This is a genomic window from Vibrio sp. 10N.261.51.F11 (genome assembly GCF_041471665.1).
In the GTDB taxonomy this organism is placed as follows: Bacteria; Pseudomonadota; Gammaproteobacteria; order Enterobacterales; family Vibrionaceae; genus Vibrio; species Vibrio crassostreae_C.
In genome coordinates this window covers 42,978-58,843 of the sequence record NZ_JBFROW010000038.1, presented here as the reverse complement: position 1 = coordinate 58,843, position 15,866 = coordinate 42,978, and the positions used below count along the sequence as shown (strand labels likewise).

The 15,866-nt window shown below is 46.0% G+C and carries 11 protein-coding genes; 9 read left to right on the top strand and 2 right to left on the bottom strand.

Going from position 1 to position 15,866, the window contains the following annotated elements:
* Positions 1-28 precede the first annotated feature (28 nt).
* The 3 genes from AB4351_RS13760 (at position 29) to hldE (ending at position 5,912) form a co-directional block, all read left to right on the top strand.
* Positions 29-1,285, top strand: a complete 1,257-nt coding sequence (locus AB4351_RS13760; protein ID WP_017061421.1) for a methyl-accepting chemotaxis protein — start codon at positions 29-31, stop codon at positions 1,283-1,285.
* A 225-nt stretch (positions 1,286-1,510) separates the two neighbouring features.
* A complete protein-coding gene (gene glnE / locus AB4351_RS13755; protein ID WP_372126294.1) occupies positions 1,511-4,360 on the top strand; it encodes a bifunctional [glutamate--ammonia ligase]-adenylyl-L-tyrosine phosphorylase/[glutamate--ammonia-ligase] adenylyltransferase in 2,850 nt (949 codons plus the stop codon).
* Positions 4,361-4,481: 121 nt separating this feature from the next.
* Positions 4,482-5,912, top strand: coding sequence for a bifunctional D-glycero-beta-D-manno-heptose-7-phosphate kinase/D-glycero-beta-D-manno-heptose 1-phosphate adenylyltransferase HldE (gene hldE, locus AB4351_RS13750; protein ID WP_372126292.1), 1,431 nt, complete (start codon positions 4,482-4,484; stop codon positions 5,910-5,912).
* Between the two features lie 121 nt (positions 5,913-6,033).
* Here hldE and tolC read toward each other — a convergent pair whose 3' ends face one another.
* Positions 6,034-7,353 (bottom strand): outer membrane channel protein TolC, encoded by a 1,320-nt coding sequence (tolC, locus tag AB4351_RS13745; RefSeq protein WP_136982227.1) that lies wholly within the window; start codon positions 7,351-7,353, stop codon positions 6,034-6,036.
* A gap of 227 nt (positions 7,354-7,580) precedes the next feature.
* Here tolC and nudF point away from each other — a divergent pair, with 227 nt between their 5' ends.
* From nudF to parC, 6 genes are all read left to right on the top strand, one after another.
* Positions 7,581-8,210, top strand: a complete 630-nt coding sequence (gene nudF, locus AB4351_RS13740) for an ADP-ribose diphosphatase (protein WP_017061425.1) — start codon at positions 7,581-7,583, stop codon at positions 8,208-8,210.
* Positions 8,211-8,214: 4 nt separating this feature from the next.
* Positions 8,215-8,655 (top strand): DUF1249 family protein, encoded by a 441-nt coding sequence (locus AB4351_RS13735; protein ID WP_008222561.1) that lies wholly within the window; start codon positions 8,215-8,217, stop codon positions 8,653-8,655.
* A gap of 59 nt (positions 8,656-8,714) precedes the next feature.
* Positions 8,715-9,539, top strand: coding sequence for a 3',5'-cyclic-AMP phosphodiesterase (cpdA, locus tag AB4351_RS13730; RefSeq protein ID WP_372126290.1), 825 nt, complete (start codon positions 8,715-8,717; stop codon positions 9,537-9,539).
* Positions 9,540-9,554: 15 nt separating this feature from the next.
* The gene (gene yqiA / locus AB4351_RS13725) at positions 9,555-10,160 is read left to right on the top strand and encodes an esterase YqiA (protein ID WP_372116176.1); all 606 of its coding nucleotides are present in this window, start codon (positions 9,555-9,557) and stop codon (positions 10,158-10,160) included.
* Between the two features lie 239 nt (positions 10,161-10,399).
* Positions 10,400-12,280, top strand: coding sequence for a DNA topoisomerase IV subunit B (parE, locus tag AB4351_RS13720; protein WP_372126288.1), 1,881 nt, complete (start codon positions 10,400-10,402; stop codon positions 12,278-12,280).
* A 3-nt stretch (positions 12,281-12,283) separates the two neighbouring features.
* Positions 12,284-14,542 carry a DNA topoisomerase IV subunit A gene (gene parC / locus AB4351_RS13715; protein ID WP_017067236.1) on the top strand — a complete coding sequence of 753 codons (2,259 nt, stop codon included), beginning with the start codon at positions 12,284-12,286 and terminating at the stop codon, positions 14,540-14,542.
* Between the two features lie 102 nt (positions 14,543-14,644).
* On the opposite strand, the gene degS is transcribed toward parC, so the two are convergent.
* Positions 14,645-15,709 (bottom strand): outer membrane-stress sensor serine endopeptidase DegS, encoded by a 1,065-nt coding sequence (degS, locus tag AB4351_RS13710; protein WP_171732331.1) that lies wholly within the window; start codon positions 15,707-15,709, stop codon positions 14,645-14,647.
* Between the last annotated feature and the right edge of the window lie 157 nt (positions 15,710-15,866).

The following is a 15,866-nucleotide window of genomic DNA, read 5'->3' as shown; positions in this document are numbered from 1 at the left end:
ATATATAAGAATTAATGGAGAACTGACAATGACTAAACTGTCATTCAAGCCGTGGGAAAGGGTAATCTCTGACGTTCGTCTCGTTCCAAAAATGGTCATGTTGATGATATTCAGCACTATCTTGATCATTTCGAAGCAGCTATGGGACGCAAGTACGTTTTACGATTCATTGCTTGCTGTAACGAACAATGCGCAAGTCGCACAACAGCATTACGAGACTTACCTAGTTCAAGTGGCTTGGCAAACAGCCTTGATGATCATTGTGTTTGTGGTTCTTCTGTTAGCAGCGGCGCGCGTTATGCTGCGCCAGACTCAATACCTTAATGACGCCATTAAAACCATGGCAGATAAGAACTTATCAGTGCCGATTCAAATGGACTGTAAAGATGAATACGGCGATGTGGCACGCGAACTTGAAAAAACTCGCGTCCAACTGAACGACATGATCAAAACTCAGGTGGCCTCTTCTGATGAGCTGTTTGCTCTGACGGAAGTGATGACCATCAGCATGTCTGAAACCAAAGAGTCAGCTCAAGAAGAGTTCAACGAGATCGATCAACTGGCAACAGCAATGAGTGAGATGACGTCGACGGTGCAAACTGTCGCTGAGCATGCACAAAGCGCTTCGTCATTGACTGAACAGGCATCAGGCCAAGCTCTTACTGGTCAGAAGTTCGTTCAAGGATCAGTGTCTAAGATGAGTGAGCTATCTTCAGATATCGCAGCATCTGCAGCAGCGGTAAACCAAGTAGAAGAACGCGTTGACTCAATTGGCAGTGTGGTTGGTACTATCCAAGGCATTTCAGAACAGACAAACCTACTAGCATTGAACGCTGCAATTGAAGCGGCACGTGCCGGTGAAGCGGGTCGTGGTTTTGCGGTTGTTGCTGATGAGGTTCGTAACCTTGCACAGCGCACTCAGCAAGCGACGGTAGAGATTCAAGACATGATCAGTCATCTACAAAGCAGCGCTAACTCTGCGGTAGAACTGATGGAGAAGAGTGTTGTTGAAGCGGCTGAAGGTGTTGATCTGGTGACTAACGCGGGAAGTGAGCTTGACGGCATTGTAAGCCAAGTCAATCAAATCAATGATATGAACTTCCAGATCGCGACCGCTGCAGGCCAACAGAGCAGTGTTGCTGAAGAGATGAGCGTCAACCTGACCAATGTACGCGAGCTTGTTGAAGCTTCAGTTGTGGTGGTTGGTGAACTGCTCGAGACCTCTCAGCTTATGGAAAGTAACGCGCAAGAACTCGACGGTAAGATTAAGCAATTTAAGGTTTAGTCCTCAGCACCCAATCTTCATCCGTCAAAGGCTAATTCCCAGAGACTGTTTCTCGGTTGTAAGCTCAACCAGATAAGTTAATCGATAAAACGCCCACATTGCTAATGTGGGCGTTTTTTATTGGCGTAACTTTGGTATAACTTATCTTTAGTTATGAAAACTCGTTATTGAAGAACTGAATCGATAAACCGATTGTTCGGCGCGCAGCTTATACAAGGAAGAAACATGCCATTGCCTTCTCAACTCATCACTCACTCCCAGTCTGCTTTTGAGCAATTATTAGAGCATCAAAGTGAAGCCATCAATACTTGGTCTGAGCCACTGACTGAAGATCTTAAACGTGTACTCGGTTTAAGCTGTTTTATTGGTGATTGCCTGCAGCGTGATACGGTTTTATGTGGTGACTTACCTAATATGTTGGCATGCGAAGAACGCGCTGAAGGATACCGAGAACGCTTGGCTGAATTACTTTCTAGTTGCACCGATGAAATGAGCGGTCAGCGCGTGCTGCGTCAATTCCGAAATCGAGAAATGACCTACATTGCTTGGCGTGATTTTATGGGTTCGTGGGAGCTAGAGCAGAGCCTAAATCATCTATCGATGTTGGCTGAGGCGATGATCTTCGAAACCTACCAATGGCAGTACGATATTTGTTGTAAAGAGTGGGGCGCACCTTGTAATGAACAAGGCGAAGCACAGCCGATGTTGATCATTGGTATGGGCAAGCTAGGGGGCGGTGAGCTTAACTTCTCTTCCGATATCGATCTGATCTTCACCTACCCAGAGAATGGTGAAACCCAAGGTGCAAGACGCAGCATTGCCAATGCGCAGTTCTTTACACGTCTCGGGCAACGTATTATTAAGGCGCTTGATCAGCAAACCTTCGATGGATTCTGTTATCGAGTAGACATGCGCCTGCGTCCATTCGGTGAGAGTGGTCCACTGGTCATGAGTTACGCTGCGCTAGAAGATTACTATCAAGAACAAGGTCGCGATTGGGAACGCTACGCTATGGTCAAAGCGCGTGTGATGGGCAGTGAGATGTACCCTGAGTATCAAGAGCTTCGCCAAATGCTACGCCCGTTTGTGTTCCGCCGTTATATTGATTTTAGTGCGATTCAATCTCTGCGCCGAATGAAGTCTATGATCAGCAGCGAAGTGCGTCGTCGTGGTCTCTCGAACAACATCAAGCTTGGCTCTGGTGGTATTCGTGAAGTTGAGTTTATCGCACAAGTCTTCCAATTGATTCGTGGTGGACGCGAGCCTAGCTTACGCGGTCGAGGGTTACTCGAAACCTTAAGTGCGATTGAATCCCTTCATCTGCTAGAGTCTGAAGAGGTGGGGCACCTACGTGAAGCTTATCTGTTTTTGCGTCGCCTTGAGAACCTGTTACAAGCCATGGCTGATAAGCAAACTCAAACCTTACCTGACGGTGAATTCGAACAACTGCAGCTTGCGGTTGCCATGCAATTTTCCGATTGGGATAGCTTGATTGTGGCAACTCGCGCCCATATGGCGAATGTACATACCGTGTTCGAAGACCTAATTGGCGTTGATGAAGATGACGCTAATCCGATCGCGAGCCACTTTAGCGAGTTGTGGGATATGGCCCATAAACCCGATGTAATTGAGCACGTGTTGGAACACGACATTGCGGTCGCGAGCCCGCCTGATGCGGCGAAAACGATCATTCAGTTTAAAGCCGATTTGGCTAAAAAGACTCTTGGCCCTCGTGGGCGGGAAGTCCTCAATCGACTGATGCCGAAAGTGTTTCAAGCGCTGTACACCGCTAAGGATGCCGAGTTTGGTTTGTCGCGAGTACTGCATCTGCTGCATAAAATCGTTACGCGTACCACTTACCTTGAACTACTAGATGAACACCCTGCCGCGTTGACTCAGCTAGTTCGCCTGTGTACGGCAAGCCCGATGATTTCGGAGCAGTTGGGTCGTTATCCAATTCTGTTAGATGAACTTATCGACCCTCAGCAACTCTACAATCCCGTGCCTTTAGAGTCTTACAAGACCGAGTTGCGTGATTATCTAGCCCGTATCCCTGAAGATGATATGGAGCAACAGATGGAAGGTCTGCGTCAGTTTAAGCAGACCTGTATATTGAGAATTGCAGCCGCGGATATTGCGGGTGCTCTACCTGTCATGAAGGTCAGTGATCACCTGACCTACTTAGCAGAAGCCATTGTGGAGGCGGGGGTCAATCAAGCTTGGTTACAAGTATCCGCCAAGTTTGGTGAACCGACCCATGTTAAAGATCGCGAAGGTCGCGGTTTTGCTGTCGTTGGTTATGGCAAAGTCGGTGGTTGGGAGCTTGGTTATAACTCCGATCTCGATATCGTGTTCATGCACGACTGCCCGGTACACATCTATACTGATGGAAAGAAAGAGATCGATGGACGCCAATTCTACTTAAGATTAGCGCAGCGTATTATTCATATTTTCTCGACCAGAACTGCTTCTGGCATTTTGTACGAAGTCGATACTCGCCTACGCCCTTCTGGTGCATCTGGTCTATTGGTGAGTCCAACCGATGCCTTTGACGAGTATCAGCACAATGACGCGTGGACATGGGAGCACCAGGCCCTCACTCGTGCTCGTATGATTTACGGTGATGACTTATTGGTATCTGCGTTTAACAAAACTAGGCATGAGGTTTTGTGCTTGCCACGAGATGAGGCAACACTCAAAAAGTCAGTTGTGGATATGCGTGAAAAAATGCGTGGCCATTTAGGCGGTAAAAAAGCCGATCGATTCATGCTTAAACAAGATGCGGGCGGTATTACTGATATTGAGTTCTTGGCGCAATACTTAGTGCTGAGATACAGCAACGAGAAACCTAAGCTTACTCGTTGGTGTGACAATGTGAGAATCTTTGAAAGCTTGTTGTCGCAAGGGATAATGGACGAGCAACAAGGTATGGCATTGACCAATGCGTACACCACATTAAGGGATGAAATCCACCACCGTAATCTACTTAACCTTGATGCGGATGTGGCGATTGAAAAGTTCGAAATGGAAAGAGAACATGTTGTTCAGGCATGGAAGCAGTGGATGGAAGCATAATTCAGTCATAGCGTAGCGAGTGCTATGTTTATCTTGATAGGCTTTTACTCATTTATCTGTAGTTTAGCCACTGTAATCAGTGTGCTAGACTCTAGCCAGATTCGATTTTTGGAGCTCAACAATGAAACCAATTCTACCTGACTACAGCCAATCAGGTGTTCTTATTGTCGGTGACGTAATGCTTGACCGTTACTGGTATGGCCCAACTGGCCGTATTTCACCAGAAGCACCAGTCCCCGTTGTGAAAGTAGATAATAACGAAGAGCGTCCTGGTGGTGCTGCCAACGTAGCAATGAACATTGCCTCTCTTGGTGGGCATGCTCATGTTGTTGGTTTGACTGGTAAAGATGAGCCTGCTGAGGTGTTGAAAAGCACTTTAGGTGCTCTGAAGGTTAAGTGTGATTTCGTTGAGTTAGAAGACTATCCAACCATCACCAAACTACGAGTGATGAGCCGTGGTCAGCAGTTGATTCGCTTGGATTTTGAAGACAAATTCGAAAACACCAACCCAGAGCTTATTCTGTCTCGCATGGAGCAAGCCCTACCAAATGTACGTTCGGTTATCTTGTCAGATTACGCGAAAGGTGCATTAGAGCATGTACAGAGCTTCATTCAAAAAGCACGCGCAGCCAATGTTCCTGTATTCATCGATCCCAAAGGCGCGGATTTAGAGCGCTACCGTGGTGCGACATTACTTACACCAAACATGGCAGAGTTTGAGCTGGTTGCAGGTAAAGTGAAATCAGAAGAAGATCTTATCGAGAAGGGTATTGCCTTGATCGAGAAGTATGACTTTGAAGCTCTATTGGTGACTCGCAGTGAAAATGGTATGACTTTATTACGTAAAGGTCAGGCACCATTCCACTTGCCAACCCAAGCGAAAGAAGTGTACGACGTAACTGGTGCTGGTGATACGGTTATCTCAGTACTGGCTGCGTCTGTTGCAGCTGGTAAGCCATTGGATGAGGCGTGTGCATTAGCGAACGCTGCAGCTGGTGTCGTTGTTGGTAAGCTAGGTACGTCAACGTTATCCACGATAGAGCTAGCTGAAGCGATTCACGGCAGTCAAGACACAGACTACGGTGTGATCTCAGAAGCGGCACTGGTTGAAGCGGTGAAGCGTGCTCGTGCGAAAGGCGAGAAGGTAGTTATGACCAATGGCTGCTTTGATATTCTACATGCTGGTCATGTTTCTTACATGAATCACGCGGCTGAGCTGGGCGATCGTTTGATCGTTGCGGTAAATACCGATGAATCAGTGAAACGCTTGAAAGGCCCTGGTCGCCCTGTGAACCCAACTGATCGTCGTATGGCGGTATTGGCTGGCTTAGGTGCAGTTGATTGGGTTGTGCCATTCTCTGAAGATACCCCTCAACGTTTAATCTCTGAGGTACTGCCAAGCATTCTTGTGAAAGGTGGTGATTACAAACCTGAAGAGATTGCTGGTGGTGCGGAAGTGATTGCTGCTGGTGGTGAAGTGAAAGTACTTAACTTTGAAGATGGTTGCTCTACCACTGAAATCATTAAAGCGATTAAAGGTGGTCGAGGCTAGTTTTTAGTTTCTAGTTTTTGGCGTTAAGCTTTTAGTTAGGCAGTAAATCTCGCTTTAATCGATAATAAAAATGCCGCTCAATGAGCGGCATTTTTGTAACGGTAACTTGAGTAATTAAGAGTTACTTACTTGCTACTTTTAGACCTGCGTTTACATCAACAATGTCTTGTTCGCTTAGCGTACCAACTGCTTGACGAAGCTGAAGTACACTTAGGATGTAGTTGTAACGAGCATCTGAAAGATTTTTGTTCGCATCGTATAGACGACGAGTCGAGTCTAGTACGTCAACGATAGTACGAGTACCTACATCAAAACCAGCTTCTGTTGCTTCTAAAGCAGACTGAGCAGAAACTACAGACTGTTCGTAAGCGCGTAGAGCACCGATCGAAGCACTGATGTTGTTGTTGAATGCACGTACGTCTTTTACAACGCTACGGTAAGTCGCTTCTAGATCTTCACTTGCTGCAACGTAGTTGTATTCAGCCTGTTTAGTCAAAGAAGTTGTGCTACCACCCGTGTATAGAGGTACAACTAAGTTCAAACCGATGTTTAGGTTATCAGAGTCGTAATCATTTGTGCTGTTAGAACTGTCGGTCTGTTCTGCAAGACCGTAGCTACCATCTAACGTTAAGCTTGGTAGGTGACCAGAGCTCGCTAGAGATATGTTATCTTTTGCTACGTCTTGAGAGATACGTGCAGCCAATAAGCTAAGGTTCTTTTGTTCTGCTTGTTCAACAAGTGCAACAGCAGACTCAGAAGATTTGCTTGCTGAGAAACGATCAGTATCTAGGATGCTTAGGTTAGAGTGTTCCTGACCTGTAATCTCACGTAGACCTTCGTAGCTATTTGTTAGGTCGTTCTCTGCAAGAACTTCATCAGCCAAAACGCCATCGTACTGAGCTTGTGCATCGTGTACATCGGTGATTGCTGAAAGACCAACTTCAAAACGTTGCTTAGTTTGTTCTAGTTGACGAGCAACCGCTGCTTTTTCTGCACGAACAAACTCTAGGTTATCTTGAGCTCTAAGTACTTCGAAGTATGCTGTTGCAACACGAAGGATCAAAGCTTGTTGTTCTGCCGCGTAAGCTGAATCAGATTGACGAGCAGTTTTCTCTGCCGTATCTAGAGTGATCCAAGAAGAACGCTGGTAAAGCTCTTGACTGAAACCAATTCCAACACCCCATTGGTTGTTGTCATTACTTGCGTCTTTATAGTCACCACGATTAATGTCGTAGTTTGCTGTTAGGTTGATTTGCGGTAACAAAGAGCTACGACTTGACGTTACTGCTTCAAAAGCGGCATCGCGCTGCGCTGCTGAACGAAGAAGTTGTGGGTCGTTCTGTTTTGCTTGGTCGTAAACTTCAGCTAGCGTATCAGCAAAAGCTGACGAACTCAGGCTGCCAATTGCTGCACTGATAAATAGTGGAAGCAGTTTTTTCATTTTCCTATTCCTGCCTTTTATGGAATTTTCTTTAGAAGAGTTTAACCCAGTTTGGTGGTAATTTACTCGAAACTTTGCACTTTTTTACAGTTAACTGTCCACTTGTGCAATATTTATTTTTTAAAGCTTAACTTTAATTATAAATTTTATATAAAAAGTTGAACCTTATCCTTGGTAGTTAACTCGGACAATGAGTAAACTATAAAGATCACTTAGTGAGGTACCAAATGCAACAGTATGACAATCAACGACATGAGTTTACTCCGCAAGATGTGGAAATAGTCTCAAAAGAGACGCTGTTTCGTGGTTTTTTCAAAATGGTCAAGTACACATTTAAACATAGACTATTTGAGGGAGGCTGGAGCCAACCAATAGAGCGTGAGATGTTTGAGCGTGGACATGCTGCCGCTTTGCTACCTTATGATCCTGTGCGTGATGAAGTGGTGATCGTCGAACAGATCCGTGTCGGAGCCCTAGAGCATGAGAACCCATGGCAATACGAAATTGTTGCTGGGATCATTGATACGGACGAATCGCCACAAGACGTCGCTCGTCGTGAAGCAATGGAAGAAGCCGGAGTCGAAGTCGGATCTGTATTGCCTATTACTTCGTATTATCCTTCATCTGGTGGTTGCTCTGAAAAGCTCGACGTCTTTGTTGGCTGTGTTGATGCAACGACAGCCAAAGGGGTACACGGATTGGACTACGAAGGTGAAGACATTCGTGTACAAGTGATGAGTCGCGAAGCTGCTTATCAGTTGGTAAAAGATGGTGTATTTGAAAATGGAGCCACGATCATTGCGCTACAGTGGCTACAATTGAACTACCAAGAATTACAGTCAGAGTGGATAGATTAACGTCATGCCAAATATCGCGGTCAAAAAACCGTATCATGTTGATCTTGCTGAATTGATGCGAGTTTACGAGACTAACTATGCCAAACTGAACGCTTTGTTACCGGTTGGGCATGAGGTTGGTGACGTTCGCTGTTACCAAGCCGTTAATATGGTGTATCAATTGACAGTGAATGAGGTCACAAAATACACCACATTAATAGATATATGTCAGAGTGATGCGATGCCAGTGTTTCCTTTGCCAAAAATGTCTGTCAGGCTATATCACGACGCTCGAGTTGCAGAAGTGTGCGCTAGCGGGGATTTTTCGCGAGTCAAAGCGAAATATGACTACCCCAACACTAAGCTTCTGCAAAAGGACGAGAAATTTCAATTGAATAAATTTCTTGGGGAATGGTTAACGTTTTGTTTAAAAACGGGTATCAGCCGAACCCCAATTGCCTTTTAATTGAGCCTATTTATCAACACTTTTAAAGTCTAAACAGTAACGTATCTGGATTTGTTATTTTGGAATTATCACACACTTCAAAATTTGATGAGAGCACTATTAAGCTTGTGCAGCTAACGGACACGCATTTATTTGCGCCGAGCAATGGCAGCTTATTAAGCATCAACACTCAAGATAGCTTTCGTGCTGTAGTCGATGGCATTGTTAGTCAGGGCTTTGACTATCAAGCGATTTTAGCAACCGGTGATATATCTCAAGATCACAGTGCTGAGTCGTACCAGAAATTTGAGTCAGGGATTCAGCCTTTGGAAAAGCCATGCTATTGGCTGCCAGGGAACCATGACTTTAAGCCTAATATGGGCAGTGTTTTACCATCACCACAAATACAGTGTGTTGAGCATGTCTTGCTAGGCGATAACTGGCAGATGGTGATGCTAGACTCGCAGGTGGTTGGTGTGCCTCATGGTCGCCTCAGCGATCAACAGCTTGACCTATTAGAACAGAAGCTGACGGAGTTCCCTGAACGTAATACCTTGGTTCTATTGCACCACCATCCATTGTTGGTTGGCAGCGCATGGTTAGATCAACATAACCTAAAAGACGCCGATCAATTTTGGGATGTGGTTCAACAGCACACCAATGTTAAAGCCGTACTGTGTGGTCACGTTCATCAAGACATGAACCGAGATCATCATGGTGTACAAGTCATGGCAACACCGTCGACTTGTGTGCAATTCAAACCTAACTCAGATGACTTCGCGGTTGATACTTTGTCTCCGGGCTGGAGAGAGATTGAATTACATCAAAACGGTACCGTTAGCACGCAAGTTCGTCGTCTGCCTCATGGGCAGTTCTTGCCTGATTTTAAGGCTGCTGGTTACTAATGAAGGCGGTTATTGATGCCAGGCTCTAATCAACAAGCTAATAAGCCATCGCTGCTTCTCTATATTCACGGATTTAACAGCTCATCACGTTCTCATAAAGCGAATGTGATGGCAGATTACTGTGCGGAGCATCGCGCTGATATTAAAGTCGTAACCCCTCAACTGCCGAGTTTCCCTCAACAAGCGGCACTTCATTTACAGCAGCTGGTGGAGCAATACAAAGAGCAATATCAAATAGCGTTGGTCGGTAGCTCGCTGGGTGGCTATCTTTCAACATGGCTGAATAGCCACTATGGTTTTAAAGCGGTGGTTGTAAACCCAGCAGTGAAGCCGTATGAGCTTCTTGCTGACTATTTAGGTGAACAAGTAAACCCATACACAGATGAACGATATGTACTGGAAACAAAACATATTGATGAACTGAAGGCGTTAGAGGTTTCGGCTATCGCTAAGCCGAGCGACTTCTGGTTACTTCAGCAAACGGAAGACGAAGTTCTGGATTACCGACAAGCGGTAGATAAGTACCAAGGTGCAACACAGACAGTAGAAGAGGGCGGGGATCATAGCTTTGTTGATTTTGAACGCTACCCACAACAAATCATCACCTTTCTAAATCTTTAATCTGTTCCACCAACCAAGTGATTTTCTCTTGTTTGCCTGTTATTTCATCTATCAATGGTGAAATATCATAGTTTGATGTCTTAGTTTTTGAACTAGCTTGACATCATTACTCAGCTTCCAGACTATATTCCCCAATACTTCGCTCGTTCGCTCTACTATGACGGTTCATAGTAATGATTCTGCTTTAGTGAAACTGGAGCCAGCGAACTGACGCAAACTTTTTGAGTAAACTCCGTATTATGACTGAACAATATAATGCAAAAGACCTCGAGGTACTTGAAGGTCTCGACCCTGTGCGACACCGCCCGGGAATGTATACCGAGACAGAAAGACCTAACCACCTTGCCCAAGAAGTCATTGATAACTCGGTCGATGAAGCACTAGCGGGACACGCTAAGAAGATCAAAGTGGTACTTCATGCAGACCAATCGTTAGAAGTTACCGATGACGGCCGTGGTATGCCTGTCGATATCCACCCTGAAAAAGGGATCTCAGGTGTTGAGCTGATTTTAACTAAGCTCCACTCTGGCGGTAAATTCTCGAATAACAACTATAAGTTCTCTGGTGGTCTGCACGGTGTAGGTATCTCGGTTGTAAACGCGCTGTCAAAACGTGTTGAAGTGACCGTACGCCGAGAAGGTCAGGTTCACGAGATCGCACTTGAAGGCGGTCATGCAGTAACAGAGCTTACTGTGACGGGCACTTGTGGTCATCGTAACAGTGGTACATCAGTACATTTCTGGCCTGATTCTAAGTACTTCGATAGCCCTAAATTCTCGACACTTCGTCTGATTAACAACCTACGTGCAAAAGCAGTGCTTTGCCCAGGTTTAGAAATTACCTTTATCGACAAAGTCGGTGGTGAAGAGCATAAATGGTTCTATGAAGATGGTCTAAAAGACTACCTTGCCGAAGGCGTGAAAGGTTACACCTTGCTGCCTGAAGAACCGTATGTTGGCGAATTCGTTGCTGAAACAGAAATGGCAAACTGGGCGATCATCTGGCAGCCAGAAGGCGGCGACATGATCACCGAAAGTTACGTGAACTTAGTACCGACTAAACAAGGTGGTACACACGTAAACGGTCTTCGCCAAGGTCTTCTTGATGCAATGCGTGAGTTCTGTGAATTCCGTAATTTGCTGCCGCGTGGCGTTAAGCTAACGGGCGACGATATCTTCGATCGCTGTTCGTACGTACTGTCGGTGAAGATGCAAGATCCGCAGTTTGCTGGTCAAACAAAAGAGCGCTTGTCTTCACGTCAAACTGCTGCGTTTGTGTCTGGTGTGGTAAAAGATGCGTTTAGCCTGTGGTTGAACGAAAAGCCACAACTGGCAGAACAGCTAGCAGAAGCTTGTATTGCGAATGCCCACCGCCGTATGCGCGCAAGCAAAAAGGTTGTGCGTAAGAAAATCGCTTCAGGCCCAGCACTGCCGGGTAAGCTAACTGACTGTTCGGTTCAAGATTTAAGCCGTACCGAAATCTTCTTCGTGGAAGGGGACTCGGCGGGTGGTTCTGCTAAACAAGCACGTGACCGTGAGTTCCAAGCGGTGATGCCACTTCGCGGTAAGATCCTAAATACATGGGAAGTGTCAGCAGACCAAGTATTGGCTTCGCAAGAAGTGCACGACATCTCGGTGGCTCTGGGTATAGACCCGGACAACGATGATTTATCAGGCCTGCGTTACGGTAAGATCTGTATCCTTGCCGATGCGGACTCGGATGGTCTTCATATCGCGACACTGCTATGTGCTTTGTTTACTCGCCATTTCCATGCATTGGTTGAAGCGGGTCATATCTATGTGGCAATGCCTCCTCTGTATCGTATCGATTGCGGTAAAGAAGTGTTCTACGCACTTGATGACGCAGAGAAAGACGGTGTGCTTGAGCGACTATCGCAGAAGAAAGCCAAGATCAACGTGCAACGATTCAAAGGTCTGGGTGAAATGAACCCACTTCAGTTGCGTGAAACCACCATGGACCCAAACACTCGCCGCCTTGTTCAGTTAACGATTGATGACAGCGACGCGACCAACGAGATGATGGACATGCTGCTTGGTAAGAAACGTGCAGATGATCGCCGTACATGGCTACAGACTAACGGTGATATGGCCGAGGTATAATGGATGTCTAACGAAATTACATATGATGGCGTTGAACAGCTGCCAATGCGCAAGTTCACCGAAGATGCCTACTTAAACTACTCAATGTACGTGATCATGGATCGTGCATTGCCGTATATCGGTGATGGCTTGAAGCCAGTACAGCGTCGTATTATCTACGCGATGTCTGAGCTAGGCTTGTCGGCTGCATCGAAATACAAAAAATCAGCACGTACCGTTGGTGACGTATTAGGTAAGTATCACCCACACGGTGACTCTGCCTGTTACGAAGCGATGGTATTGATGGCGCAGCCTTTCTCTTACCGCTACCCATTGGTAGATGGTCAAGGTAACTGGGGTGCTCCGGATGACCCGAAATCGTTCGCTGCAATGCGTTATACCGAAGCGAAACTGTCTAAATTCGCGGAAGTTCTTCTCGGTGAATTAGGTCAAGGCACAGTTGATTGGCAACCAAACTTTGATGGCACGATGAAAGAGCCTCAAATGTTACCTGCTCGTCTGCCTCATATTCTACTTAACGGTATCACTGGTATCGCGGTAGGTATGGCGACCGATATTCCACCACACAACGTGCGTGAAGTCGCTAATGCAGCCATTCATCTAATTGATACGCCTAAGTCTGAGCTTTCAGACGTGATGGGTTTCATTCAAGGTCCAGATTACCCGACTGAAGCTGAGATTATCTCTCCGAAATCGGACATCGAAAAGATCTACCGTACTGGACGTGGCAGCATCAAGATGCGCGCTGTTTGGCACAAGGAAGGCTCTGATATTGTTATCACGGCTTTACCTCATCAAGTGTCAGGTGCGAAGTTACTTGAGCAAATCGCTAACCAGATGCGCGCTAAGAAGCTGCCAATGGTTGACGACTTGCGTGATGAATCTGATCACGAGAACCCAACGCGTATCGTAGTGGTTCCTCGTTCAAATCGCATCGACTGTGACCAATTGATGAGTCACCTATTTGCTTCGACGGATCTAGAGAAAAACTTCCGCGTTAACTTGAACATGATTGGTTTGGATAACCGTCCTCAAGTTAAAGGCTTAGTTCAAATCCTGAAAGAATGGATTGAGTTCCGCCGTACAACGGTTCGCCGTCGTTTGCAGTACCGTTTAGATAAAGTACTAGCACGTTTGCACATCTTAGAAGGTTTGCTTGCTGCTTATCTTAATATCGATGAAGTGATTGAGATCATTCGTACAGAAGACGAACCATGTCCTGTCCTAATGAGCCGTTTCAACATTTCTGAAATTCAAGCCAATGCGATTCTTGATATTAAACTTCGTAACTTAGCTAAGTTAGAAGAGTTTAAGATTCGAGCTGAGCAAGAAGAGCTTGAAGCTGAACGTGAAAAGCTTGAAAAGCTACTCGGTTCAGAGCGTCGCTTGAATACGCTGATCAAGAAAGAAATCCAAGCAGATGCGGATAAATATGGCGATGATCGTCGTTCACCTCTGATTGAGCGTGCTGAAGCGAAAGCGCTAACAGAGCGCGACTTAGTACCAAGCGAACCAATCACGGTTGTGTTGTCTGAGAAAGGTTGGATTCGTCATGCCAAGGGGCATGAAGTTGACGCTGAAGGTTTGAACTACAAATCGGGTGATAAATTCTTAGCGAGTGCTAAGGGTAAGAGTAACCAGCAAGCGGTGTTCCTCGGCAGTGATGGTCGAAGCTACTCCCTTGAGTCACATTCATTACCGTCGGCGCGAAGCCAAGGTGAGCCAATTACAGGCCGCTTGAACGTCAGCCCAGGTACTTCTATTCGCCAAGTGGTGATGGGAGAGAATGAACAATTATGGTTAGTCGGTTCTGATGCAGGTTATGGTTTTGTTTGTAAGGGTAGCGATCTGCTGTCCAAGAACAAGAGCGGTAAAGCCTTGGTTAACTTGCCACAAGCTTCTGAAGTGATGATGCCAAGCCCTATTGCTGACTTGGACAGTAATCAGATTCTGGCGATTACTAACCAAGGTCGTATGTTGTTGTTCCCGATTAAAGATCTCCCTCAGCTGAGCAAAGGTAAAGGCAACAAGATCATCAACATCCCTTCTGCGAAAGCAAAAGAGCGTGAAGAGTTTGTCTCACATCTTATGGCTATCCCAGAGAATGCGACGCTGACTATCTACGCCGGTAAACGTAAGCTTGGTTTGAAACCTGCGGATCTTGAAAACTTCCGTGGTGAACGTGGTCGTCGTGGTGGTCTACTGCCTAGAGGACTACAGCGAGTGACTCGCATCGATATCGAAGAGCAAAGTGAATCGTAGAGATACTTGAAACAATCTTTAGATAAAAGAAAACCCAGCCTATGAGCTGGGTTTTTTGTACTTGTGTATTAGCAGCTTGAATCATTGCTTACAGAGTTTGCTCTACAGGCGAGCATCTTCGGCGATGGTCACCTTTAAGGTTTTGCTTTCACCTTGGCGCAATATACCCACATCGATAACTGTACCAGGTCGCAGGTCGGTAACGATGTCCATTACACTCTGGCGACCATTTACTTGGTTATCGTTGATACTGACAATAATGTCTTGAGCTTCAAAACCCGCATCGGCAGCCGGACCATTAGGGTCTATCCCCAACACAACGATCCCGCCGATATTCTTAGTACCCAACATGCGTGAGGTGACTGAGTTGATGTCTTGTCCATCGATACCAATATAGCCACGAATCACACGACCATCGGCGATGATCTTTTCCATGATTTTATTAGCAAGCGGATAGGGGATAGCGAATGAGATCCCATAGGTTTCCATGTCGGTAGCTTGCTGGAAAGAGGCGGTATTGATACCGACTAGCTCACCTTGTGAGTTCACCAGTGCGCCACCTGAGTTACCTTCATTGATTGCCGCATCGGTCTGGATAAAGGCTTGATGGCCATCGGCACTGATCGAAGAACGGCCGGTTGCAGAGATGATACCAAAGGTTGTTGTTTGACCTAGGTTGTATGGGTTACCGATAGCCAGTACAACATCACCGACATTGGCTTTGTAATTAGGATTGAGTGGGATCACCGGTAGATTATCACCGCTGACTCTAAGTATCGCGATATCGGTGCGTTTGTCTGAACCGACAAGTTGCGCAGCTGCTACTCGGCCATCTTGAAGTGCCACAACTATTTGGTCTGCTTGAGCCACCACATGGAAGTTGGTAATGATGTAGCCTTTCTCGCTAACAATCACCCCAGAGCCCAAACCTTGTGTGAGCAGTTTGTTTCGATCGCTTTCAGCGTATTTACGGCTATAAATGTTAACTACTGCAGGCGCCGCGCGGCGAACTGCTTGGTTAAATGAAATCTGAAGAGAGCCAATATTATCGACTTTAGGGCTAGTGACGTCAGCGACAATCGCTGGTCTTAAGCTCGGGAAGGCGAGAAGAATAAGCGCCGCTGAAACGAGTCCAAGGGAAATAGAACGAAATAGAAAGGACAGCATGTTTCCCTCTTCAACAAGTAAGGTGTGAAGCCTCCATCAATGGATGACTGATTTGATTACAAGTGAAGCATAGCATTTTGATTGATCTAAAGAAAAGGGAGACTGAGTAAGTTTAAAGCAAACTTACTGAGCCTCCCTGTAATTGCGCTGACGTAAG